General features: G+C 57.8%; 20 protein-coding genes. 8 read left to right on the top strand and 12 right to left on the bottom strand.

Going from position 1 to position 23025, the window contains the following annotated elements:
- The first annotated feature begins 70 nt into the window (after positions 1–70).
- Entirely contained in the window at positions 71–682 is a 612-nt protein-coding gene (locus KI792_00915) for a glutathione S-transferase N-terminal domain-containing protein (protein ID MBV6631571.1), read from the top strand.
- On the top strand, positions 682–1140 hold the full coding sequence (locus tag KI792_00910; GenBank protein ID MBV6631570.1) for a cupin domain-containing protein: 459 nt from the start codon (positions 682–684) through the stop codon (positions 1138–1140). Before KI792_00915 ends, KI792_00910 begins: the two co-directional genes overlap by 1 nt.
- Before the next feature lie 16 nt (positions 1141–1156).
- Here the strand turns inward: KI792_00910 and KI792_00905 are convergent, their stop codons facing one another.
- From KI792_00905 to KI792_00880, 6 genes are all read right to left on the bottom strand, one after another.
- Positions 1157–2893, bottom strand: a complete 1737-nt coding sequence (locus KI792_00905; GenBank protein MBV6631569.1) for an EAL domain-containing protein — start codon at positions 2891–2893, stop codon at positions 1157–1159.
- A gap of 183 nt (positions 2894–3076) precedes the next feature.
- Positions 3077–3502, bottom strand: coding sequence for an ATP synthase F1 subunit epsilon (atpC, locus tag KI792_00900; GenBank protein ID MBV6631568.1), 426 nt, complete (start codon positions 3500–3502; stop codon positions 3077–3079).
- Between the two features lie 39 nt (positions 3503–3541).
- Positions 3542–4972: a F0F1 ATP synthase subunit beta gene (gene atpD / locus KI792_00895; GenBank protein MBV6631567.1), complete on the bottom strand. Its 1431-nt coding sequence runs from the start codon at positions 4970–4972 to the stop codon at positions 3542–3544.
- 63 nt (positions 4973–5035) lie between these two features.
- Entirely contained in the window at positions 5036–5956 is a 921-nt protein-coding gene (locus tag KI792_00890; GenBank protein ID MBV6631566.1) for a F0F1 ATP synthase subunit gamma, read from the bottom strand.
- A gap of 36 nt (positions 5957–5992) precedes the next feature.
- A complete protein-coding gene (atpA, locus tag KI792_00885; GenBank protein MBV6631565.1) occupies positions 5993–7525 on the bottom strand; it encodes a F0F1 ATP synthase subunit alpha in 1533 nt (510 codons plus the stop codon).
- Positions 7525–8085, bottom strand: coding sequence for a F0F1 ATP synthase subunit delta (locus tag KI792_00880; GenBank protein ID MBV6631564.1), 561 nt, complete (start codon positions 8083–8085; stop codon positions 7525–7527). The genes atpA and KI792_00880 overlap by 1 nt, the downstream gene beginning before the upstream one ends.
- Positions 8086–8479: 394 nt before the next feature.
- Between KI792_00880 and KI792_00875 the strand changes: the two genes are divergently transcribed.
- Complete coding sequence (locus KI792_00875) at positions 8480–9295, top strand: hypothetical protein (GenBank protein MBV6631563.1); 816 nt, start codon at positions 8480–8482, stop codon at positions 9293–9295.
- Between the two features lie 10 nt (positions 9296–9305).
- Here KI792_00875 and KI792_00870 read toward each other — a convergent pair whose 3' ends face one another.
- From KI792_00870 to KI792_00850, 5 genes are all read right to left on the bottom strand, one after another.
- On the bottom strand, positions 9306–10229 hold the full coding sequence (locus tag KI792_00870; protein MBV6631562.1) for a phosphatidate cytidylyltransferase: 924 nt from the start codon (positions 10227–10229) through the stop codon (positions 9306–9308).
- 85 nt (positions 10230–10314) lie between these two features.
- Positions 10315–10923, bottom strand: coding sequence for a CDP-alcohol phosphatidyltransferase family protein (locus tag KI792_00865; GenBank protein ID MBV6631561.1), 609 nt, complete (start codon positions 10921–10923; stop codon positions 10315–10317).
- 99 nt (positions 10924–11022) lie between these two features.
- The gene (gene mnmC / locus KI792_00860; protein MBV6631560.1) at positions 11023–12945 is read right to left on the bottom strand and encodes a bifunctional tRNA (5-methylaminomethyl-2-thiouridine)(34)-methyltransferase MnmD/FAD-dependent 5-carboxymethylaminomethyl-2-thiouridine(34) oxidoreductase MnmC; all 1923 of its coding nucleotides are present in this window, start codon (positions 12943–12945) and stop codon (positions 11023–11025) included.
- Between the two features lie 41 nt (positions 12946–12986).
- The gene (locus KI792_00855) at positions 12987–14093 is read right to left on the bottom strand and encodes an alkene reductase (protein ID MBV6631559.1); all 1107 of its coding nucleotides are present in this window, start codon (positions 14091–14093) and stop codon (positions 12987–12989) included.
- Positions 14094–14297: 204 nt separating this feature from the next.
- On the bottom strand, positions 14298–16445 hold the full coding sequence (locus KI792_00850) for a hypothetical protein (GenBank protein ID MBV6631558.1): 2148 nt from the start codon (positions 16443–16445) through the stop codon (positions 14298–14300).
- Between the two features lie 336 nt (positions 16446–16781).
- Between KI792_00850 and kdsB the strand changes: the two genes are divergently transcribed.
- The 4 genes from kdsB to KI792_00830 all read left to right on the top strand — a co-directional run bounded on the left by kdsB (position 16782) and on the right by KI792_00830 (position 20989).
- The gene (gene kdsB / locus KI792_00845; protein MBV6631557.1) at positions 16782–17585 is read left to right on the top strand and encodes a 3-deoxy-manno-octulosonate cytidylyltransferase; all 804 of its coding nucleotides are present in this window, start codon (positions 16782–16784) and stop codon (positions 17583–17585) included.
- 40 nt (positions 17586–17625) lie between these two features.
- A complete protein-coding gene (locus KI792_00840) occupies positions 17626–18303 on the top strand; it encodes a histidine phosphatase family protein (GenBank protein ID MBV6631556.1) in 678 nt (225 codons plus the stop codon).
- A gap of 141 nt (positions 18304–18444) precedes the next feature.
- A complete protein-coding gene (locus KI792_00835; GenBank protein MBV6631555.1) occupies positions 18445–19281 on the top strand; it encodes a mechanosensitive ion channel in 837 nt (278 codons plus the stop codon).
- An 82-nt stretch (positions 19282–19363) separates the two neighbouring features.
- Positions 19364–20989: a rhomboid family intramembrane serine protease gene (locus KI792_00830; GenBank protein MBV6631554.1), complete on the top strand. Its 1626-nt coding sequence runs from the start codon at positions 19364–19366 to the stop codon at positions 20987–20989.
- Here KI792_00830 and KI792_00825 read toward each other — a convergent pair.
- On the bottom strand, positions 20955–21860 hold the full coding sequence (locus KI792_00825; GenBank protein MBV6631553.1) for an aminoglycoside phosphotransferase family protein: 906 nt from the start codon (positions 21858–21860) through the stop codon (positions 20955–20957). The two genes, KI792_00830 and KI792_00825, sit on opposite strands and share 35 nt — an antisense overlap.
- Before the next feature lie 111 nt (positions 21861–21971).
- Between KI792_00825 and KI792_00820 the strand changes: the two genes are divergently transcribed.
- A complete protein-coding gene (locus tag KI792_00820) occupies positions 21972–22991 on the top strand; it encodes a flippase-like domain-containing protein (protein ID MBV6631552.1) in 1020 nt (339 codons plus the stop codon).
- Positions 22992–23025: the final 34 nt, after the last annotated feature.

Raw genomic sequence — 23025 nt, 5'->3', positions numbered from 1 at the left:
TTAATCGGCTAAGCCTAGCGCAAAGACGCCGATCACCGGCTATTCCCCATTTAATGGCAAGGTCATAACGATGCTTACGCTCTTCTACAGCCCAACCTCCCCTTACGTCCGCAAGGTTGTCATGGTTGCAATTGAAAAGGGCATTGACGACCGCCTTGATAAGGTTCCGACCAATCCGTGGGAGTCTGGCGATAAGCTGCTAAAGAACAACCCGCTCTCAAAGGTTCCCTGCTTAGTGCTGGATGACGGCCTGACCCTGTTCGACAGCCCGGTTATCTGTGAGTACCTCGAGACCTTAAGCAACTCGCCGGTTCTATTCCCACCAATTGGCCGCGATCGCTGGCGCTCACTGCGCCTGCAGGCCCAGGCCGATGGCATTATGGACTCAGCGGTTTTGCGCGTGCTTGAGGGCAAGCGAGAAGAGAGCCTGCGCTCAGCCGATTGGGTTACCCGTCAGAAGGATGCAATCGACCGAACCCTTGACGATATTGAGAGCTATGCTGGCGATCTAAGCCCAACACCAACGATTGGCACAATCTCCCTGGCCTGCGCGTTGGGTTATCTCGACCTCCGCCACCCCGGTGATGAGTGGCGCGCCCGTGCACCTAAGACTGCCGCCTGGCATGAGAAGTTCGCCAAGCGGGATAGCTATCTGCAAACCGAACCACCGGCAGGTGCCTAATGCTTCCCGGCACCGGCGATATCAGCAGCTGGGATGCGAAGAAGGTCATTGAGCATCTCGACCTGCAGCCCCATCCAGAGGGCGGGCATTTTCGCGAAACCTGGCGTGACCAGCCGGCCGATGGTGGCCGGGGTCATGGCACAGCTATCTATTACCTGCTGGCGGCTGGTGAGCTATCAGCCTGGCACCGCGTTGATGCCGCCGAGATTTGGCATTGGTATGCGGGTGGGCCGCTGGCGCTAACCTTGTCTTCCAACGGCCACGATGCTGAAGCGATCCATCTGGGTGCACAGCTAGATTTGGGCCAGAAGCCACAGGCGATTGTACCGCCCAACTATTGGCAGACCGCTGAGAGCCTAGGCACCTGGACCCTAGTTGGGTGCACGGTTAGCCCGGCCTTTGAATTCTCAGGATTTGAAATGGCGCCGAAAGGCTGGTTCCCTAAGCCGAGGGATTAAGCCATCTAAGCTTAACCTATGAGGTGGCCGCAGCCTGGTTCGCCTCGGCCTCCGCCTCATCAGGCGGTTCGGCGTCGAGATTGGCCTTATCCTCGTCCAGCAGTTCTTTCTTGCTGATGGTGTCGCGCTTGCGGCGGAAGAACTGTTCGATGTTCTCGTCGGGCTTGCCGAACAGCCAGCCCTGGCCTTTATCGATACCGATGGTACGCAGAACCTGTGCCTGATCAGGCATCTCAACCTTCTCAGCGACCGTTTGAATGCCCAGCTCAGAGCAGAGGCGCTGGATCGCGAGGACAAGCGCCCGATCACGATCGGCCCAGAGAATGCGATCGATGTAAGAGCCGTCGATCTTCACCACATCCACATCAAGGGTGCGGAGATATTGGAACGCGGCAGCACCGGAACCGAAATCATCGATACAGACTTTGTTCTTCTTCTCGCGGAACCCTTGCAGGATCTCATTCACTGCGGCGAGGTCCTTAATTTCAGAGGTTTCTGTCACCTCTAGGATCAGCTGCTCACGAACACTAGCATTGGCGTCGAGCAGGTCGGAGACGGCCTCAACGAAGATATTACTCTGCAGTGACCGGCCGGAGATGTTGACCGCAATCAGGGGACGAATGCCGCCCTTATTGGCGTCATGGACGCATTCAACGGCCTGTTTCAAAACGGCAAGATCGAAATCTTCAATCACGCCAGTACTTTCAGCCAGGGTCAGCGCCTCATGGGCTGAGGATCCATCGGCCAGGCGGCTAAGCGCTTCCACATGGGTGACGCGCTTGGTCTTCAAATCGACAATCGGCTGATAGACCAGCTTAAAGCCGTTGGAGTTGATGACAGAGCGCAGCTCTGCCATCCGCTGTGTCGTGGATTTCGTGAGTTCGGTGACACTCTCATAGAGGCTATCGATATCGAACTCATCTGCGCTGTCGGCCTGGGCAAACTGCTCCATCGCATATTGCAGGGCGCGCTGCGCATCGGATTTTGAGAGGTTCTCCTGCTCAAGATCGATTGCCTTAGTCGTCGCGGCAATCTTGGCGGCGTCCGGGTGCGTTGCCTGAACTGTCTGCGTGACCTTGGACTTGAGGTCGTCGGCATTAATCCATTCAGGGTGGAGGACGCCAAACCGATCCTCGCCAAGCTTACCAATCGCCTTGGACGACACCTCACTCGATTGGAGGAGGTTCAAGAGGTTATCAGTGACTTCAGCGGACACCTCTGGGTTCTCAATATCCGAGAGCCCATCAAGGTCGAGCAAGGTAAGTGATAACCCCTCAGACGCCGTGGTCTCACCGGTCGCCAGCGCAATCATATCGTCCATGCTGACGAATTCGTTGCTGCGGTCATCGCCGAGCGCGCCAACAAACGAAATCTGAGCGCCACGCGGGAAGTTGGCCGAGATATGGATCGAGGAGGTACCCTCATCCCCATCCGGCATCCGGAAGCCCGCTAGCACGGCGTCGATTGAGTTACCGTCCCGGTTCAAGAACTGCAGGCGCAGCGGCTGCATACGGCGGCCAGCCCGAATGGAACGAAGCGCGGAATGCACGCGGGGGCGATCAGATACGGCAATCACATCGACCAAACGACGGTCGACTAGTTCTTTCGGCTTATAGTTGAGGATCGATTGGCACGCGCCAGCAACGAACCGCATGTGTTCGCCGTCAGGTGATACCTCGATCAACAAATCGGCGGTGGCAAAAGCAAATGCCAGAAACCGATCTCTATCATTGCGAAAGTTATTCTCGGTCACAGGCCCCGTGCCGGCTACCCCAAAGACGTGCGGTGATGAACACGCGCTAATATTGCATCATACTGCTGATCTGCCGGGCATACAATGTATCCAGGGCGCTGGATGCGAGGTTGTTACCCGACTGACTAAAATGGGGCCAAGTTTGGCCCCATCCGCATCGATATCGATGAAAGACTTTATTTACTAGTAGGTTGCGACGCTTTCGCCGGTAACCGCGGCCAGCTTTGCCTCTGCAACGTCAAGCTTACGTCGCGCGAGGATCGTGGCGGCCTCACCATCGGCGCCGTCCAGATCCTCTTTGAGGTTGCGGCACTCTTGGCGGACATCATCAGCCTCTAAGCTGTCCAATGGCATGGCATCTTCAGCCAGCACGATGCAGCGCTCGCCATCAACTTCGACGAAACCGCCGGAGACGAAGATACGCTGATCGACTTTGCCGTCCTGATAGACATCAATCGCACCAGGATCGAGGGTTGAGACCAGTGGGATATGCTTTGCCAGCACACCAAACTGACCGTCGGAGCCAGGCAGAATCACCATGCCAACCTCTTCGGTCAGCAAGAGCTTCTCTGGTGAAACCAGCTCTAGGCGAATTTTCTCTTCTGCCATGCCTCTAGGCCCTCAAACTCTACAGATGCGATGCTGCAATTAAGCAGCTTCAGCAGCCATTTTCTTCGCTTTTTCAACTGCTTCTTCGATCGTACCGACCATGTAGAACGCAGCCTCTGGCAGGTGGTCATACTCACCAGCGCAGATTGCCTTAAAGCCTTTAATGGTGTCTTCCAGCTGAACAAACACACCTGGGAAGCCGGTGAAGACCTCAGCAACGTGGAATGGTTGGCTCAGGAAGCGCTGGATCTTACGGGCGCGTGCCACGATCAGCTTATCTTCCTCGGAAAGCTCATCCATACCCAGAATGGCGATGATGTCCTGCAGGGACTTATAGGTCTGCAGAACGCGCTGAACCTCACGGGCAACCGCATAGTGCTCATCACCAACAACCCGTGGATCAAGGATCCGGCTGGTGGAATCCAGTGGGTCAACCGCAGGGTAGATGCCAAGCTCAGCGATCTGACGCGACAGAACGGTGGTTGCATCCAAGTGGCTGAACGAGGTTGCTGGTGCCGGGTCAGTCAAGTCATCCGCAGGGACGTAAATGGCCTGGACCGAGGTGATCGAACCATTCTTGGTCGAGGTAATACGCTCTTGCAGCGTACCCATATCGGTAGACAGGGTTGGCTGATAACCCACCGCTGAAGGAATACGACCGAGAAGCGCCGACACCTCTGCACCCGCCTGGGTGAAGCGGAAGATGTTATCGACGAAGAACAGGACGTCCTGGCCTTCTTTATCGCGGAAATACTCAGCCATGGTCAGACCGGTCAGGCCAACACGGGCACGCGCACCTGGCGGCTCGTTCATCTGACCGAAGACCAGGGCCACCTTAGAGCCGTCGCCGTCTTTCTGAATGACGCCGCTATCGACCATCTCATAGTAAAGGTCATTACCTTCGCGGGTCCGCTCACCAACACCGGCGAACACGGACACACCACCGTGGCCCTTAGCGATGTTGTTGATCAGTTCCTGAATAAGAACGGTCTTACCAACGCCAGCACCGCCGAACAGGCCGATTTTGCCGCCCTTTGCGTAAGGGGCGAGGAGGTCAACGACCTTAATACCGGTGACGAGGACTTCAGCTTCGGTTGCCTGATCGACAAACTCTGGCGCGTCGCGGTGGATCGGTGCGGTCTCAGCAGCGTTCACTGGGCCCGCATCATCAATCGGCTCACCAATCACGTTCATGATCCGGCCAAGGGTGGCTGGGCCGACCGGCACGGAGATGGCGTTGCCGCTATCGGTAACTTCCTGGCCACGAACCAGACCATCGGTGGTGTCCATAGCGATCGCGCGAACGGTGTTTTCACCGAGGTGCTGCGCCACTTCGAGAACCAACTCCCGGTCATCGATTTTGGTGGTCAGCGCGTTCATGATCGCCGGCAGGTCGCCTTCAAACTGCACGTCGACGACAGCGCCCAGAACCTGGGAAATCTGTCCGGTAACGTTGCTTGCCTTAGCCATTGTTTAATCCCCTATGGATCGTCGTCTCTAATACGAGGTGTGTCTGTTAGTCAGTAGTAGCCGTTAGACAGCTTCAGCACCGGAGATGATCTCAATCAGCTCTTTGGTGATCTGAGCCTGACGGCTGCGGTTGTAGTCGAGGGTCAGCCGGTCGATCATATCGCCAGCGTTCCGGGTAGCGTTATCCATGGCGGTCATCCGTGCTGCCTGCTCACCGGCAGCGCTGGACAACAGTGCTGTGTAAACCTGCACAGCCAAATTCCGTGGCAGCAGCTCGGTCAGGATGGCTTCTTCATCCGGCTCGAACTCATACTGCTTTTCAACACCGCCAGCGTCGTCAGACTTGGCAGCCGGTGCATCATTATCGTTCTCGGCATCGGTTTCGTCATCGAGTGCGACAGGCGCAATCTGCTTAACCGATGGCTCTTGGCTGATAACGGATTTGAACTCGTTATAGATCAGCTCAGCGACATCGAAATTGCCCGCTTCAAACTGAGACAGGACGATGTCGGTAACGTCTTTCGCCTCTTCAAACGCGATGTTTGAGGTGGTCAGATCCTTCGGCGGCTCCAACTGCTCAACATTCGCGGTGCGGCGCAGCTGTTGGCGTGCCTTGCGGCCCAGCAGCAGCATTTTCACGGTCTTACCATCAGCCTGAAGCTCGGCCACCCGCTTACGGGCAAGGCGAACAGCCTGGGTGTTAAAACCACCGCAGAGGCCACGGTCAGCGGTGATCACCACCAGCAGGTAGGTATCTTCCGCGCCGGAGCCAGCCAGCAGCTTAGGCGTGGCGCCATCGAATGACACACGACCCGAGAGCGAGCCCAGAATGGTCGCCATCCGGTCAGCATAGGGCTTACCTGCCTCGGCCTGCTCTTGGGCACGGCGTAGCTTGGACGCCGCGACCATTTTCATGGCCGAGGTGATCTTCCGCGTGGATTTCACGCTGTCGATCCGGTTCCGTAGGTCCTTAAGGCTCGGCATGTCCGATCCGTTGCTCCTGGTTCACCCAGCCACCAATTAGGCGGCGAAGCTCTCGGTGTAGTTGCCGATGAAGGTTTTCAGCTCAGCTTCGATTTCATCGGTGAGCTTCTGCTCAGCGGCGATCTTGTCAAGGATGCCCTTGCCACCGGCACGCAGCTCTTGCAGCAGACCTTCTTCATAGGCAACGACCTGCTTCACCTCGATATCGTCGAGGAAGCCGTTCACACCGGCGAAGATCACAGCAACCTGCTCTTCAACCTTTTGCGGGCTGTACTGGCCTTGCTTCAGAAGCTCGGTCAGGCGGGCACCACGGGCCAGAAGGCGCTGGGTTGAGGCATCAAGGTCGGAGGCGAACTGTGCGAACGCTTCCATCTCACGATACTGGGCAAGCTCAAGCTTAATCGAGCCAGCAACCTGCTTCATCGCCTTAATCTGTGCGGCGGAACCAACCCGGCTCACCGAGATACCGACGTTAATCGCAGGGCGAACACCCTTATAGAACAGGCCGGTCTCGAGGAAGATCTGACCGTCGGTAATCGAAATCACGTTGGTCGGGATATAGGCCGAGACGTCACCCGCTTGAGTTTCAATGATTGGCAGGGCGGTTTGTGAGCCAGCGCCGTAGTCTTCATTCATCTTCGCCGCACGCTCGAGCAGACGGGAGTGAATGTAGAAGACGTCACCAGGATACGCTTCACGGCCCGGTGGGCGACGAAGCAGCAGGGACATCTGACGATAGGCAACCGCCTGCTTGGACAGATCATCATAAATGATCAGGCTGTGCATGCCGTTGTCGCGGAAGTACTCGGACATCGCGCAACCGGCATATGGCGCCAGGAACTGCAGCGGTGCCGCTTCAGACGCGGTCGCAGCGACGACAACAGAGTATTCCATCGCGCCGTTTTCTTCGAGCGTCTTAACAATCTGGGCGACCGTGGAACGCTTCTGACCAATCGCGACATAGACGCAGTAGAGCTTCTTGCTCTCGTCATCGCCTTGGTTGATCGATTTTTGGTTCAGGATCGAGTCAATCGCGACCGCGGTTTTACCGGTCTGACGGTCACCAATGATCAGCTCGCGCTGGCCACGACCAATTGGCACCAGGGCATCAATTGCTTTGAGGCCGGTCTGCATCGGCTCATGGACCGACTTACGTGGGATAATGCCGGGGGCCTTAACTTCCACACGCTTCATTTCAGCGTCTTCGATCGGGCCTTTACCGTCGATTGGGTTACCCAGCGGGTCGACAACGCGACCCAGCAGACCCTTACCAACTGGCACTTCCACGATGGCGCCGGTCCGCTTGACCTGGTCACCCTCTTTAATCGTCCGGTCTTCACCGAAGATCACGACACCAACATTGTCGCTCTCGAGGTTCAGCGCCATCCCGCGGATTGCACCCGGGAATTCGACCATCTCACCGGCCTGAACGTTGTCCAACCCGTGGACACGGGCAACACCGTCACCAACGGAGAGCACGGTGCCCACCTCAGCGACATCGGCTTCAGCACCGAAGTTCTCAATCTGTTGCTTAAGGATAGAAGAAATCTCAGCGGCGCGGATTTCCATCAGCCAACCCCTTTCATGGCCAGTTGCAGCCTTTGCAGCTTGCTGCGGATGCTGTCATCCACCAGCTTTGAACCTACTTTGACAATCAGCCCGCCCAGGATCGCTGGATCCACGGTTGGGTTGATTGAGACCTTCGCGCCGAACGTCTTCTTCAGAGTGTCGGTCAACGCGCTCAATTGCTCATCAGACAGCTTAACCGCCGAGGTAACATCGGCGGTCAGCTCGCCGCGGCGCTCAGCCAGGTCGGCGAGGAAGCGGTCGATGATTGGGTTCAGGGCAAACAGCCGACGATTGGCGGCGATAACCCCTAAGAATTTCGTGGTGATTGGGTTGGCCTTACCGGCCTCCAAAATAGCAGCGACAGCCTTGGACTGTTGCTCTCGGCTGATAACCGGGCTGTGGGTCAAGCGACGGAGGTCGTCACTTTCGCCCAGCAGCGATTTCAAACCACGCAGATCAGCCTCAACGGCATCAACCTGCTTGGCCTCATCGGCTAGCTCGAACAACGCGGCTGAATACCGCTCAGCGATTTCGGAAAAACCCCGGCTTTGGCTGGCCATGGGTAGCCCTCGGTCAAGATGTTTCGTCAAAAGGCGGCCCACCTTGAACTGGTGAACCGTTTATTCGTTGCGTCTCGGCCGGGTCGACAGGGCACAAACGTTGAATTTGCGCGCGGCTGGACCGCCCATCCCAAACTTGGGGCGGTGATTAGCATAGGGTTTGACGCCATGCAACATGGCGAGGGCCCCGAAATGCTATGTTTTTGTCGCATGCCGTCACAGAGTTTGCGCAAAACCGTCACGGCGAAGAAAACCAGCCTGAAAACAGGCAGAAAAACACATCTGACGCCTGATATCCGAGCCGCGTCCGTTTTCATGGTCGTATTGTCGCGACCGGGCTAGTTTAGACCTTGCTAAACAACGCTGATCATCAAAGAGATCTGGGGCCCTAACGGTGTCTGAAATAGCAGAACCGCCCGCTCAACCAGAAGAGCAGAAGACCAAGAAGCACTGGTTTGCAAGACAGCACGGGCCGGAGTTGACCTCACTCGACCTGCTGAAATGCTTCGCCGTGCCGATCATGGTGATCGACCACATCGGATCATTTTTCTTCGTCGATGACATGTGGTGGCGGGCGGTTGGTCGGGTTGGCTTTCCAATCTGGTTCTTTTTGATTGGCTATGCCCGCGGGCGGGACCTGCCGATGCGGCTGATCGGCGGCGCCATACTGTTAGTCCTAGTTGATGGGCTGACCGGCTATGACCTTCTGCCCGTAAATGCCCTGGTCACCATTATCTTGATGCGGATTACGTTGAGGATCATGGACTTCCCGGCTGCCCGAGCGAACGACATGATCATCCTCCAGATCTTCATCTGGTCGTTCCTGATCTTGTTTACCTATGACCTGTTTGAGTATGGAACGCTGGCCTTCCTGTTCGGCCTGATGGGCTATTTCGTTCGGAACAATCAGAACGGGCCTTGGTACCAGCTGTTCTTCGTCTACATCTTCATCGCCTTTATGTACGTCCAGGTGATCGTGTTTGAGTTCGCGGTGCCCCAGGCAATTACGGCGGGGATTGGCACCGCGGCGGTAATCTTCATCCTGTCCAAGACCAAGCTAGTGATCTTCCCAAATACCGGATCTATCCCGGTGATCTCACCACTGTTCCGCCTTATGGGTCGGTACACGCTGGAGATTTACATCATTCACCTGACGGCGTTTGGGTTCCTGGGCTTTTGGTTCGGCCTCCAAGCACTCACCCAGCAATAAGCTCGAGTTCCTAGCTATAGAAGAAGTAGCGGCACACATGGAACATAAGCGGTGCGGTGAACACCGTGCTGTCCAAGCGATCTAGCAAGCCACCATGGCCGGGCAGCGCCGTGCCCGTGTCCTTCACGCCCAGATCGCGCTTCACCGCCGATACCGTGACATCACCAAGGAAACCCGCGGCGGCCAAACCAGCCCCCAGAGCGGCGGCCATCCAACCCTCAATTGGTGAGAGGATGGGGGCAATTAGCACGGCGACCAAGGCGCTGGTCACCACCCCACCGACAAACCCTTCCCAGGTTTTGTTTGGGCTGACCTGGGGCACGATCTTGCGCTTCCCGAGAAGCTTACCCCAGCAATACTGCGCCACATCATTGCCGCCCGTGATGATGAACAGCAGCAATAGCAGGCCAAGCCCCTCACCCACCGCGGCGGGGCCGTTATGCATCTCAGGCAACATGAGGAGGAATGCAGCATGACCGAGGGCGTAGACGGCCATCATCACCCCCCAATGCAACGTGCCGAGGGAGACGATGAACCGCTGGGTCTCGCCCATTAGGACAAGGGCAACCGGCAAGATCATAAAGAGGTAGACGGGCACCAGGATAATGAAGAACCCGTACTCCATAGTGACGATGAAGAAGGTTTGGACCGGCACCGCTAAATAGGCCAAAGCCAAGGCCCAGCGATCAGCGGGGCGGAGCGGCATGATCGAGGCATATTCACGCAAAGCCAGGAAGGCGATCAGGGCCAGTACGATCACCCCAACCACCGGCGGACCAAACAAGACAGGCGTTAGGAAGCCGAAGATAATCCACCAGCCCAGAATGCGGGCGGTCAGTTCTGCCGTCTTGGCCTTACCGCGCCGCTTCTGCAGCACCAGGGTCAACCCGGTGGCCAGGGCAAGCACCAACACAGCGCCAAAAATGACCTTCATAATCCCAATGGCTGGCAGCACCACCCCAAGGCTGGTCAGTGTGGTCACTACTGGTTCGATAACGGCTTCCAAGGGCTAGGCCTCCTCAATTACCTGGCGGCGGCCCAACTGGCCGAACAAGACGGTTTCGAATGGTGAGAAGATGCATCGCGGTCAGCGTCACCAGATAAACCGTGACAAGCAGCATCGGTAGGCTAACCAACAGCAGCACCGCCAGCAGACCAAAGGCAAAGGCCCGGTCACTCTTACCAAGCGGCCCATGATAGGCACGATAGCCATCACCCTTGAGGCGCCAGATGCCCGACAGCTCAACCACAACACCGGTTAACACCGCCGCCAGCAGAGCCACGTAGTCAACGCCGATCACGGCGAGAAATGGCACATACATGGCGACATCGCTGGTGATGTCCGCCACCTCATTAAAGATCATCCCGGCACGGCTACTGGTCCCGGTTTGACGGGCCACCAGCCCATCCAGAGCGTTCAACGCCATGCGAAGGAATAAAAGCGGCAGGTAACAAAGCAGGGCCCAAGCGGCACCACCGCTAACCCAGAGCATGGCGCCACCAGCGATAGACAGGCCAAGCGCCAGCGCCGTTAGCGCATTTGCACTGATCCGCCAGGCAATGCAGGCATCAAGCACTGGCTGCAAGAAGCGCTGAAAAGCTGGCTTGATATCGTAAAGGCTTGGCATGGCTCGCCCTATCAGATGAACGATTGAATGAGTGAGCACTCACTTACACACCAACGCTAACCCTCCACCAGGTACCGGCACAGCGCTTTGATGAGAGTGTCACTCACCACCACTGACAAGGTTGTCGAGGGTGCCACGCTTGGCAGCGCGAGTTAGAAAACGCCGAGGTTCAACCGCAGCGCTCGTTGCCATGGTAAGCGGCGACGGTTCACCCAACAGGGCCGACGCGATATGGGCTGCGCAAAGCGGGGCTGTAACCAAACCGGTAGAGCCCAACCCAGTGAGCATGAACAGGCCCGGCAGATCGTCCGACAGCGACGCGGCATTGGGCGCCGCCCCGGCTAATGGCAGGTGGTCAGGCGTTGTTGCCCGAAGCGATGCGCGTGCCTTGCCACCTAAGGACACCTGGGCCGCCAAGACCGGCAATGCTTCACCCAAGGCACTCAAGTTCTTATCGTCACTTTCACCCAGCGGCACTGGCCAAGCAATCGGACGTTCGTCATCCCATTTGTCATAGGTGGCGCCCAAGGCACGACGGCCATTGATCACCGGCCCCAAATAGCTTCCGAAAGTAACGACACAATCAGGCCCCTGTGTTGGGTCGGTCTGTTCAACCAAACTAAGCTGACCCCGCTTCGGCCTTAGCGGCTGCCAGGACAGTTGATCAAACACCCGGCTGTTTAGGCCATTGGCGACGACAACCGTCTGCGCCTCGCCAACAACCTCGCCGCTATTATCCAGAAGCTGCCAACCATCGCCTGATTGGATGAGCGAGCCAATCGCCTGCTGATGAACCGTGATCGAGGGATGACCCAAGAGATGCGGGCATAATGCGGCTGGGGAAACCCACCCCGCCTCAGGTAACCAAAGCCCGCCGAAAGCGACCGGCTCGCCAACCTTCTCAGCCGCGGCGGCGGCGTCGACCCAGACACCATATCGACCAACGACATTGCTTGCGGCGGCGAGGCGCTGTTGGCGCTCCGCTTCTTCTGCACTACGCGCCAATTGCAGAACACCGCAGCGGTCGAGCCAGTCACCAGTGCTATTCAGTCGGCCATACCAGTCCGTGGCATAGCGCCAGGCTGCCCGGTTGAACTCAGCTACCGGATCCTCACCCAGATGCAGGCGCGGCATAACAATGCCAACGGGATTATAGGATGCCGATTGCGCACCGTCCGGGTGCGGGTCATAGACTGAAACGGTCAGACCACGTTGGGCAAGCACCTGGGCCAGACAGGCGCCCGCAATACCGGCACCGATGACCGTGACCTTACCATTAGGGTGGCGCAGCGATGGCCGTTGGCCTGACCGGAACGCCTTCAAACAATCTCGCTTCCGGCCAAAGCCAGCTGCCTTCTCGACCGTGAAGCCTCTGGCCTCGAGGCGATCACGTACCGCACGGGCGACGGTGAAACTTGCGGCAACCGCATCGGGCGCACTCAACCGCGCAACTTGGTCCATCACCTCATCGCGCCACATTTCTGGATTGCGAGCGGGCGAAAACCCATCGAGAAACCAGGCGTCGACCTTAGCCTCAAGCTTACCAAAAGCCTCTGCCGCCTCACCAACCACAAGGGTCAGCAGGACACGATCATCATCAAAGCTATAGCGATAGAGGCCTGGTTCGGCTGGCCCGTATTGCGCCAGCAAGGCATCGGCTAACCCGGCCAGCTCCGGCCATGGCTTAAGTGCCTTGGCCAAGTCATCAACGGCCAGCGGATACCCTTCAACCGAGATGAAATGAAGTCGCTTACAACTGCCTGGTGCTTCCCGGAACGCCTGCCAGGTCGTCAGAAAGTTGAGGCCGGTGCCAAAGCCTGTCTCACCAATCGTAAAGACGCGACGGTCTTGCCAACGCTGCGGCAGGTCGCAGCCTTGCAAAAACACATGCTGGGTTTCGGCGAGCCCGCCCTCAACCGAGAAATAGACATCATTAAACCGGCCAGAGATCAGCGTGCCATCGTCACGCCAAGTCGCCAGCGGGCCATCATCATGCTCGGCTTTTGGTGGGTTGGTTGTCATGGCGCCGGACCATAAGCCCGGCGCCTAACAAGTACTAGAGCTTAGGCTGCGGCCTCTTGCTCCAAGGTTGGATAGTCGGTGTAGCACTTGCCATCACCACCATAGAAGGTGGTTTGGTCTGGCTCAGTTAGGCTTGCACCCTTTGCAATCCGCTTAGGCAGATCAGGGTTTGAGATGAAGGGACGGCCAAAGGCAACCGCATCGGCAGCGCCTGAGGCGACAGCGGCATCAGCCTTTGCGGCATCAAACCCGCCATTGGCGATATACGCCCCGGTCCAAGCCTCGCGCACCGCTTTATTCACCGCCTGATCCTCGGCACTGCTTTCCTCGCCTGGGAATTCCTCAACCATGTGCAGGAAGGCGAGACCATAGGCATTCATCGCCTTTGCCACCGCAGAGAAGGTGGCCGCCGGATCGCTATCCGACATGTCGTTGAAACCACCGGTTGGTGATAGGCGGAAACCCACCTTATCGGCAGGCCAGACCTCAAGCACGGCCTCGGTCACCTCTTTCAAGAACCGGATCCGGTTTTCAATCGGGCCGCCATACTCATCGGTCCGCTTATTACTGCCATCCCTGATGAACTGGTCGATTAGATAGCCATTGGCGGAGTGGATCTCGATTGCATCAAAACCTGCCTGTTTGGCCAGTTCGGCGGCATGCCGGTACTCGGCAACAGTCGCCTTGATCTCCTCAACGGTGATCGCCTGCGGCTCTGACACATCAACCATCCCCGTCTCAATAAAGGTCTGGGACTTGGCGGCTATCGCCGATGGGGCATAGGGCTTGGCATTGTTAGGGAGCAGCGAGCTATGGCTGATCCGGCCAACATGCCAAAGCTGGATGGCAATCTTGCCGCCAGCCTCATGCACGGCATCCGTAATCTTCTTCCATGCAGCGGCATGGCCGTCGGTGTAGATACCAGGGGTGTTGATATAGCCCTTACCCATGGCACTAACCTGGGTCGCCTCAGTAAAGATCAGGCCGGCACCAGCACGCTGGCGATAATACTCAATCGCCATCTCAGCGGGGGTGCCGTCAGGGTGGGCTCGGTTACGGGTTAAGGGGGCCATTAAGACCCGGTTTAGCACATCAATCCCGCCGAGCTTTAGCGGCTCAAACAGGGCGGCATGGTTCGTATTGGTCATCATTCGATCCTAACAATTCCATTGCTTTTCAAGCTGAAACGAGGAGGCCAAGACGCCAGAAGCGGCGGCGGCCTGAAGGTTTCGGTCATTGCTGGAGATGTTGCGCCACGCCCCTGGATACAAGAGGAGATTGCCATTGCTTGCGACAACAAAATGTTACCGCGAGCTGAGCTCTATCGGTCGATCGGCGGCGCTTTGGTTGCCTTAAGAGCTACGCTCTTGAGCCTCGGTCGCCTTGCGAACGATGGTGGTCAGGGTCCGACCAAGCTGGCCCGTCTCATTACTGAGCTCATCGGCACTGCTTTTCACAAACTGGGCAAGGCGACTGGTTTCACCCACCTCTGACAGCAGGCGCTGCATGCGATCCGCCACGTCATGGGACACATCAGCCGAATGCCGGATGGCCGAGGCAATCTCTTGGGTTGAGGCCATCTGCTCATTGATGCTGGCCGCAATGGTGTTTGAGATGTGACCCAGATCCTGAATGGTCTTGGTAATCGTTGAGAAGGTGGTCGCGGCCTTATGGCTGCTGCGCTGGATCGCATCCACCTGCCCAGCGATTTCATTGGTCGCATCTGCCGTCTGTTGGGCCAACCCCTTCACCTCAGAGGCAACGACCGCGAAGCCACGGCCAGCCTCACCAGCGCGCGCCGCCTCAATCGTCGCGTTGAGCGCCAGCATATTGGTCTGATCGGCAATACCGGAAATGATCTCAACCACCGACCCAATCTGCGCGGCGGTGCGGGCAAGACCCTTCACGACGTCCTGCACATCAGCCGTCTCAGCAACCGCAACTTCGGTCTTTGAGTGGGCCTGGTTCACTTCCATAGCGATGGTGTCGATCGCATCAGACAGCTCACCCGCCGCAGCAGCAACGGTTTGCGCCGTGTCCAAGGCATCTTGGGCAACGCCAGCTGCCTCGGTTGCCTCTTCGGCCATCCGGCCGGAGGTGGCATCCATATCAATGGCAGCGGATTGCATCTCACCAGCCTTAGCACCAACCAGTCCGACGACCTTCTCGGTCTCGCGGTCGATGCTCTCGGCCATCTCAGTTAAGGCCTGACGTCGGACGGCATCCGCCTCGCTCCGCGTCCGCTCTTTCTCTTTATCCGCCTCATCGGCCTGGATGATGTAGTCACGGAACCGGCGCAACGACGTCACGATCGCGCGCAGCTCATCCATCCGGCGCAGCTTGTCGATATCAACGTGGCGGTTGCCTTCGGCCAACTCGCGGGTGGCACCGGCGATCTGGCGAATTGAGCTAACGGTGGCCGTACCCAGGATGAAGGCTGCAATCGAAACGATCAGCACCGCGATACCTGCGCCAGCCACAAAGACCAGTCGGGTGTAATCGCTTGCTTGCTCAGCGATCCGAACCTGCCGCTCACCCGCGGTTTCGATGGTGCCGACACTCTCTTCAAGCGCGGCACTGACCTCAGCAAGGTTCTCATCAAACGAGATCAGCAGCTCAGTGCCAAAATTATTGCCTGCCGTACCCTCGGTCTCAATCGCGACTGCCAGGGCTGGCAGCTCAAACAGCAGGTTGTCGATTAGCTCGACCAACTCTTCCAACTGGGCAAACTGGTCGTTGCCAGGAAACCGTTGATTGTAGGTCTGGATACGCTGCGACAGCGCTTCAATGCTCGGGGTTAGCTTGCTGAACTCAGCGGCCAGCCCGACCTCGTCTTGGCCAACAAAGAGATTGCTGCCACCGATGTCGCCATCCCCTGTTGATGGAACAATCAGACTATCGTCACCGCTGGGCGAGGGGACGATCAGGCCGCCGCCCAGATCCGGTTCTGCCTCCGGCACAGGACTAATCAGGCCTTGTAGCTCGCGCTCCAGGCTATTACCGCCGAACGCGTTTGGATCGACCACTGGCGGCGATGGGGCAATCAGGGCACCCAGACCCGGATCAATATCGGTGACCGCCGCTGATTGATCCTGCTGCCCGATATAAAGGCTGATCGCGCGATAGACCGCCGCGTTGAGGACGAACAGTTCTTTATTGATCTGGGAAATCTCCAGACCGCTGTTCAGGTTGTTGGTGACAACCTCATTCAGGCTTTGCTGCTGACGCTGCAGCGCCAAGCTACCGAAGGCGGCAATAATGGCCAGGAAGGCCATCGCGACCAAGGGAGCGACGGAAAACTTAATCCAGAACGGCCAGTTGCGGATCAGTAAGTAATCGACCGCACGCTTACGATAGATTTGCTGACGGAGTTTCTTCGCTTCATCACTGGAACCGGCCGGGTCGATCCCCTTACCCGTTGGCACAACAACAGGCATCGCCTCTTCGGGCGACGCATCTGTTGCATCATTCGATGCCGGGTTGGCCTGGTTGTTATCCATGCGATCTCGGATTGGTCATATCGGTCGACGGTGATGTTTCCTGCGATGGCAATGCGCGCATCACTCAAACATCCACGGCGATAAAGACGTGTCCACCCGTCCTTTGCATGCTTGTGGGTTCTGAGAACCCTTTGGAAGATTGTCAGTCTTGGGAAGACTGCGCCAACAGATCAACCTTATTCAATCCCTTACGGCATGGAAGCGCAAACCCGTTCATCAATGATGGCATGGCGCCAACACCTATGAATGTGAGCGCGTGGTAGCCAGGTTGACAAAAGGGCGCAAAACCGGGCAAGGCCCACCCATCAAGCAACAAATCAAACCCGACCCGTTCTCATGGCCAGCGCCCATCAACAAACCGCGATCATCATACCTGCCCGCTATGGCTCATCCCGTTTTCCGGGCAAGCCAATGGCAAAGATTGCTGGCACCGCCATGCTGGAGCGGGTCTGGCGCATCGCTAAGGCGGTAGAGCGGGTGGATGCGGTTTATGTCGCCACTGATGACGACCGAATTGCCAAGCTAGTCACCGATTTCGGCGGTGAGGCGGTGATGACCCCGACCACTTGCCGGAACGGGACGGAGCGATCACTGGCGACCCTGGCAGAAATCGACGTACAGCCAGATATCGTCTTGAACCTTCAGGGCGATGCGGTCCTAACCCCACCCTGGATTTTGCAGGCGCTGGTTGATGCGATGCAGGATGATGTCGGCCTCACGATGGCAACCCCGGCGGTACGAATGACGGCAAAACAAGTGGCAGATTTGGTCGCCGCGAAAGCTGACGGCCAAGTTAGTGGCACCACCGTCACCTTCGACAGCAAATACCGCGCCCTCTACTTCTCCAAACGGGTAATCCCCTATGTCCGTGGGCGATCAGATGCACCGCCGATCTACCGCCACATTGGCTTATATGCCTATCGCCGGGATGTGCTGGAAACGCTGTGCGGCCTGGAGCCAGGACCGCTTGAGCAGGCAGAGCAATTGGAACAACTGCGCGCCCTCGAAAACGGCATTGGTATCCAGGTAGTTGAAGTTGATTACCGAGGTCGAACCCATTGGTCGGTCGATGCCCCAGAGGATGTGGTGAAGGTTGAAGAGCTAATCGCCGAGGAAGGCGAGCTGGTCGACCTCACCTGACCATTCAGAACCGCCTGGCGCTGAAAATAGGAAGCCCGTTATGAACCTGCTACTCGCCCGTCACGGCAACACCTTTGGTCCCGGCGATACACCCGTCTGGGTTGGTGCCGACCAGGATTTGCCCCTAGTTGAAACCGGCAAGGCCCAGGCTGAAACGCTTGGCAAGGCGTTGGCGGAAGCCAAACTGGTGCCAACCCGCATTGTCGCTGGCCCGCTCAAGCGAACGGTCGAGTATGGGGAAATCATCTCAACCCTCATTGAGGGCCCATCAGTTGAGATCGATCCACGGCTTCGTGAGATCGACTATGGCAGCTGGGGCGGCAAAACCACCGAGGACATCATCGCCAAACATGGTGAGAGTTCAGTCCAAGCCTGGAATGCCCGTGGCCAATGGCCAGAGCGCGGTGATTGGCAGCCCGATTTAAGTGATCTGCGCCGTGATCTGAAGTTGCTGGTCAATGATATCAGCGGTTCGATGGGGCCGGATGAGACGGTTCTGATCATCTCCTCAAACGGTATTTTACGGTTCTTCCTGGATATGGTGCCGGGCGCTTTCGCCCTCCGTGCCCGCGATGAAACCTTGAAGACGGCGACCGGCGCCATTTCCGCCATCGGCCAAGATGGTGGCGCCTGGATAGAGCGGTTTTGGAACCAAAAACCCACTGCCGACCTGCTTAAAGGGCTAATGCCAGCCGAGGCGGACCAGCCGGTCGCTTAAGAATTTTTCTCGAAACTGCGGTCAAGGCTTGCTAGACAACCGCCCGGCTGAGGCGGCCTGTCGCAGGTATCACCTGTTCGTCCCCCTCAGAACAAGACACAGAACAAGCGCAATCATATTTCAGCTTAAGGAATTGGAACCATGGAAGAAGCGACCACGCAGCTTCAAGCCGCAACCGACCAGGCCGTCCAGCTGGTGACCCAGTATGGCCTCGACGTCGTTGGCGCCTTTGTCATCCTTATCTTTGGCCTTATCGCCGCCGGTTGGGTCAGCAAGGCCGTCCGCACTGCCCTCAGCCGCGTTAAGCGGGTCGACAGCATGCTGCGCGGCTTCTTCGCCAGCCTCGCCAAATATGGCGTCATCGCCATCACCGTCATCGCGGTCCTCGAGCGGTTTGGCGTTGAAACGACCAGCTTTGTCGCCCTGATCGGTGCCGCCGGTCTTGCCATTGGCTTGGCCTTGCAAGGCACCCTGTCGAACGTCGCCGCCGGCGTGATGCTGCTTCTCTTCCGCCCGTTCAAAAATGGCGATTATGTTGAAGCTGCTGGCCTCGCCGGTACGGTTGCCGATGTCACCCTGTTCACCACCGAACTGACCACCCCTGACAATGTTCAGATCGTGGTGCCAAACGGCGATATCTGGGGTGCGGCGATCAAAAACTTCTCCCACCATGAAACCCGCCGCGTTCAACTGATTGTTGGCATTGGCTATGGCGATGACATGGATAAGGCGATGGGCCTGCTGCACGACGTGATTAAGGCTGATGACCGTATCCACGCTGATCCGGAGCCATTCGTCGCTGTCTCAAACCTCGGCGCAAGCTCGGTCGATATCACCGTGCGCGTCTGGTGCGATGCCGACAATTTCTGGCCAGTGACCTTCAGCCTGCCAAAGGCGGTGAAGGAGTCTTTCGACAAGAACGGCGTCTCCATCCCGTTCCCACAGCAAGACGTCTACATGCATCAGGTCGCCAGCTAAGACCTGCGACCTCAAGCGTATGGCAAGCCGTGGCATCACGGCTTGCCATCTTTTGTTGGGGGTCCCACTATCTTGAACCGATATGACCCCTGACATCATTTTCCTTTGGGTGCCGTTGATCACCTTCGGCATTTTCGCCGCCCGCTACATGCGGGTGCGCGCCTGGCAGATGGCTGCCTGGTATGGGGCCCTAATGCTCGTGGTGCTGGGCTGGCACTTACTTGAGTTACCCCAAGCCGTCACTGTCTCGGTCATTCTCTGGATCTTATACGCCTTTGTGGTGCCGCGGCTTTACGCGGTGACTTTTGGCGCCCTGCTACGCCGTGACTTCGATAAAGCGTTTAAGAGCGAGCGTTGGCTTCGCCTAGTCATGCCGGTCCCCTCCCTCGCCCGGCAGCGCCGCCTGATGCAGGCCTATGGCCTGATCCAAACCAACCAGGTTGAGGCAGGGCTAGATGCACTTGAGCAGATTGCCAATGGCACCGGCAAGGATGCCGCCAGCGCCGCCGCACAGCTGCACCTGATCAAAGGCGAGTATGAGCAGTTGGTTGAGATTGCGGCTGGCCCCGCCGGCCAGGCAGACCCGTCAGTTCGCCTTATGGGTATTCGGGGGCTCGCCGAAATTGGCCGATTAAGCGACGCGATTGAGGCTTACCGCCTTGAGGCCAACCGCTTCCAGGCATTCACAACGCCGATGGATCAGGCGATGACCAAGCTGAACCTATTCACCCATGCTGGTGATGTGGAAGCAGCTGAACAGTATTTGAACGGTGTGTTGCGCATCCTGCCCGATGCGGAGCGGCAGCTGATCGCTGCACGTGCTGCCTATTTCGCCGATGGCGATTGGACTGTCTTCAACGCGACCATGGAACGGCTGCGACCCAATATCGGCGGCGCAATGACGCCACGAATTGAGCAGTGGTTGGCCGGCGGCTCACAGCCGCGCCAAACGGTCAGTGATGAGGATCGGGAGAAGCTGCAGGCCCTAAGGCAAGAGCAGGTTAACGCCCGCGCCTACTACCAAACCCGGGTTAGCAAGCCGCTCGCAGCTTTGGCCTTTATGGGCCTCAATGTCCTGATATTTCTCTTAACCACGAGCTTTGGTGGTGAGATCAATATCGAGAGTGGCGTGCTGCAAGACGCCATCTTCGTTTACCCCTACATCGCCGAAACGGGTGAGTGGTACCGGTTGCTAACCGCCACATTCCTGCACCTGAATTATCTGCATGTCGGCTTTAATATGCTGGCCCTGGCGCTGTTTGGCTTCGCCGTTGAGAAGCGGATCGGCCATGGACGGTTTATCACCATCTATCTGTTGAGCGGCATCGGCTCCATGGTGGCCGCCGTCATCAATTATGAGATGTCTGAGGCAACTGAGCCCCTACTGGCCATGGGGGCGTCGGGATCAATCTTCGGCATCTTAGGCGCGGTTTTGGCCATGGCGATCCTGACCTACCGCCGGACCAAACTGTTCCAGGCACGCCAAGATGTGACCGCGATCCTAATGATTGTCGCCATTCAGACGGTGTTCGACTGGACCTATCTCGAAGGCTCTTCGCCGCTACACCTGTCCGGCCTGATCAGCGGTTTCGTCATCACCATGCTGATTGCACCGCGCGATAGTTTGGAACCAGCGCCGCCACCACCTTCGGGTGAGGCACCATCCGGCCCACCTAACCCGCCAGCCCCGCCCGCTCAAGACAGGTAAGCAGGCTGCCCTCGCCACGTTTGACGGCGGCTGTATCACCAAGGCGACGATCTAGGACCAGGCCAATCATGGCATTGATGGCACCGACCACACCCAGGGCGTCGTCGTTAAAGGCCGGGCCGCCAGCCGCCCAATAGCTGTCCAAAACCTGCTGATCCAACCAGCCAAGGGTGACCCAATGGGCAAAGTCGACAGCCGGCAAGTCCCACCCACTCTCAGCGAAATCGACGAGCCCAATGCCGGTTCCACCGGCAAACAGCATATTGGTCGGGTTCACATCACCATGGGCCAGCACCGGGGTTTCACAGGCTTCAAGCAACTGGCGATAGCGGGCACGCAACCGTTTGGCGATCACCTGATCCTCCGCTGACAGTTCATGCATCATCTCATCGAACAGCCAGTCCCGGCGGCTGGTCGCCACCAGCTCCTCCGTGGACGGTCGGGCATCGGGACGCGATAGGCTTAAACCATGATAGGTGGCCAACCCAGCACCCAACGCCATGCTTAGCGCCTGCTTTTCAGCCGATGACATGGCCTTGTATCGGGCCTCATACATCCGCTCACCGGGCAGTTGATCCATCAGCAACCAGCAGGAGAAGCCGCCGCGCAGTGCATCAAATTCGCCATGTCCGTGATAGGCCGGCAGGGCAAGTACATCGCCTCGGTAGCCTTCAAAAAAAGTTAGCGCCGCAGCTTCACGCCGGATCAGGTCACGGCCATCGCCGATGCCGCCCTCGGTCCGCGACAACTTTAGAACCTTACCACCGGGTAGGTCATAGACCTGGCCCCACAGACCATCGCCAAGGGGCTCACCGAACTGGCCATCCAAAGCTTGGGCAACCAACGTAGCAATGTCATGTGGATCTGCCATGTCGATATCTCCAGCGCCCACACCATCCTGGTGGGGCGATAGGCTTGATGATAGCTAGACGAGATAAGGGCCAGCGACCGCTGCCCAAAGTAAGAGATAGGTACAACTGCGTTGAGTAACACTGATGCCATTCTAGAAGGCAAGGATGAGGACGATGCGGTAGCCACACCCAGCGTGTCTGAGCGGCCCCAACGCTTACGCAACGCACTTATCCTGATTGTACAGATTGCCGTATCAATTGGCTTGCTGGCCTGGGTGCTAAGCGACGTGGATATCGCCAGCCTTGGCAACGCGATCGCCGGTTTGAACCCCTGGTTCATGATCGCGGCAGCAGCCGTACTACCGTTGCATATCCCGGCCAATGCCTGGCGTTGGCGTTACGTTTGGCCCCCGGGCAACCAATCACCTTCACTCGCTACCTTAAGCCACCTGATCACCATTGGGCTGTTCTTCAATCAGGTCCTGCCGCCGCCGGTTGGTGGCGATGCGGTTCGCACGGTGGCGGCGAGGCGCTATGGGTGCAGCTTGCCAACCGCCGCCCTCAGCATTCTGATTGAGCGGACCTGGGGCCTGATCGTGGTCACCTTGATGATCTTGCCCACCCTGCCCCTTCTGATGCCAAACCAACTGCCCAGCGGCCAGAGCCCGTGGACGAGCGCTGCACTGCTAACGCTGTTGGCTGGACTGGGATTGGTTGCAACCTTCTACATTTTTCTCTGGGGCTGCCGACGGTTGGAGGCGCGGTTACAGCGACCGCTGATCCTCAAACTGCTTGAGCAATGGCGGGTTTCAACGCTTCAACCTGGCCGGGCCATTGTGTTGTTGATGCTATCGGTGATCGGTCAGGCACCGCCAATCATCGCGATAGTTCTTATCGCCATGGCCTTGCCGGTTGGGATTGATCCTACCAGCGCACTATTGGTGGCCCCATTGGCCCTGTTTGCGACGGTCATCCCGCTATCCTTCGCCGGGTGGGGTGTCCGCGAAGGGGTGATGGTGACTGCGCTTGCGGGCCTTGGCGTCAATTCTGCCGCTGCCCTCTCGCTATCCCTCACCTTCGGCATGCTACTTCTACTGATCTCACTGCCGGGCGCCTTGCTTTGGCAATGGCGACGACCGGTTAAGGGCTGATTGACCAACACCTTAACGATCCGCGCATTAAGTT

Source organism: Alphaproteobacteria bacterium SS10, assembly GCA_019192455.1.
GTDB lineage: Bacteria > Pseudomonadota > Alphaproteobacteria > TMED2 > TMED2 > TMED2.
Note: the sequence above shows the minus strand (reverse complement) of the source record. Positions and strands in the feature narration are given on the sequence as shown.

Excerpts from the sequence above, each read along its gene's own strand:
- kdsB (MBV6631557.1), top strand. The coding sequence starts at position 16,782 with ATGGCCAGCGCCCATCAACAAACCGCGATCATCATACCTGCCCGCTAT.
- KI792_00880 (MBV6631564.1), bottom strand. The coding sequence starts at position 8,085 with ATGGCCAGCCAAAGCCGGGGTTTTTCCGAAATCGCTGAGCGGTATTCA.
- KI792_00835 (MBV6631555.1), top strand. The coding sequence starts at position 18,445 with ATGGAAGAAGCGACCACGCAGCTTCAAGCCGCAACCGACCAGGCCGTC.
- KI792_00890 (MBV6631566.1), bottom strand. The coding sequence starts at position 5,956 with ATGCCGAGCCTTAAGGACCTACGGAACCGGATCGACAGCGTGAAATCC.
- atpC (MBV6631568.1), bottom strand. The coding sequence starts at position 3,502 with ATGGCAGAAGAGAAAATTCGCCTAGAGCTGGTTTCACCAGAGAAGCTC.
- KI792_00850 (MBV6631558.1), bottom strand. The coding sequence starts at position 16,445 with ATGGATAACAACCAGGCCAACCCGGCATCGAATGATGCAACAGATGCG.
- KI792_00825 (MBV6631553.1), bottom strand. The coding sequence starts at position 21,860 with ATGGCAGATCCACATGACATTGCTACGTTGGTTGCCCAAGCTTTGGAT.
- KI792_00855 (MBV6631559.1), bottom strand. The coding sequence starts at position 14,093 with ATGACCAATACGAACCATGCCGCCCTGTTTGAGCCGCTAAAGCTCGGC.
- KI792_00870 (MBV6631562.1), bottom strand. The coding sequence starts at position 10,229 with ATGAAGGTCATTTTTGGCGCTGTGTTGGTGCTTGCCCTGGCCACCGGG.
- KI792_00830 (MBV6631554.1), top strand. The coding sequence starts at position 19,364 with ATGACCCCTGACATCATTTTCCTTTGGGTGCCGTTGATCACCTTCGGC.
- mnmC (MBV6631560.1), bottom strand. The coding sequence starts at position 12,945 with ATGACAACCAACCCACCAAAAGCCGAGCATGATGATGGCCCGCTGGCG.
- atpA (MBV6631565.1), bottom strand. The coding sequence starts at position 7,525 with ATGGAAATCCGCGCCGCTGAGATTTCTTCTATCCTTAAGCAACAGATT.
- KI792_00910 (MBV6631570.1), top strand. The coding sequence starts at position 682 with ATGCTTCCCGGCACCGGCGATATCAGCAGCTGGGATGCGAAGAAGGTC.
- KI792_00840 (MBV6631556.1), top strand. The coding sequence starts at position 17,626 with ATGAACCTGCTACTCGCCCGTCACGGCAACACCTTTGGTCCCGGCGAT.
- atpD (MBV6631567.1), bottom strand. The coding sequence starts at position 4,972 with ATGGCTAAGGCAAGCAACGTTACCGGACAGATTTCCCAGGTTCTGGGC.
- KI792_00915 (MBV6631571.1), top strand. The coding sequence starts at position 71 with ATGCTTACGCTCTTCTACAGCCCAACCTCCCCTTACGTCCGCAAGGTT.
- KI792_00865 (MBV6631561.1), bottom strand. The coding sequence starts at position 10,923 with ATGCCAAGCCTTTACGATATCAAGCCAGCTTTTCAGCGCTTCTTGCAG.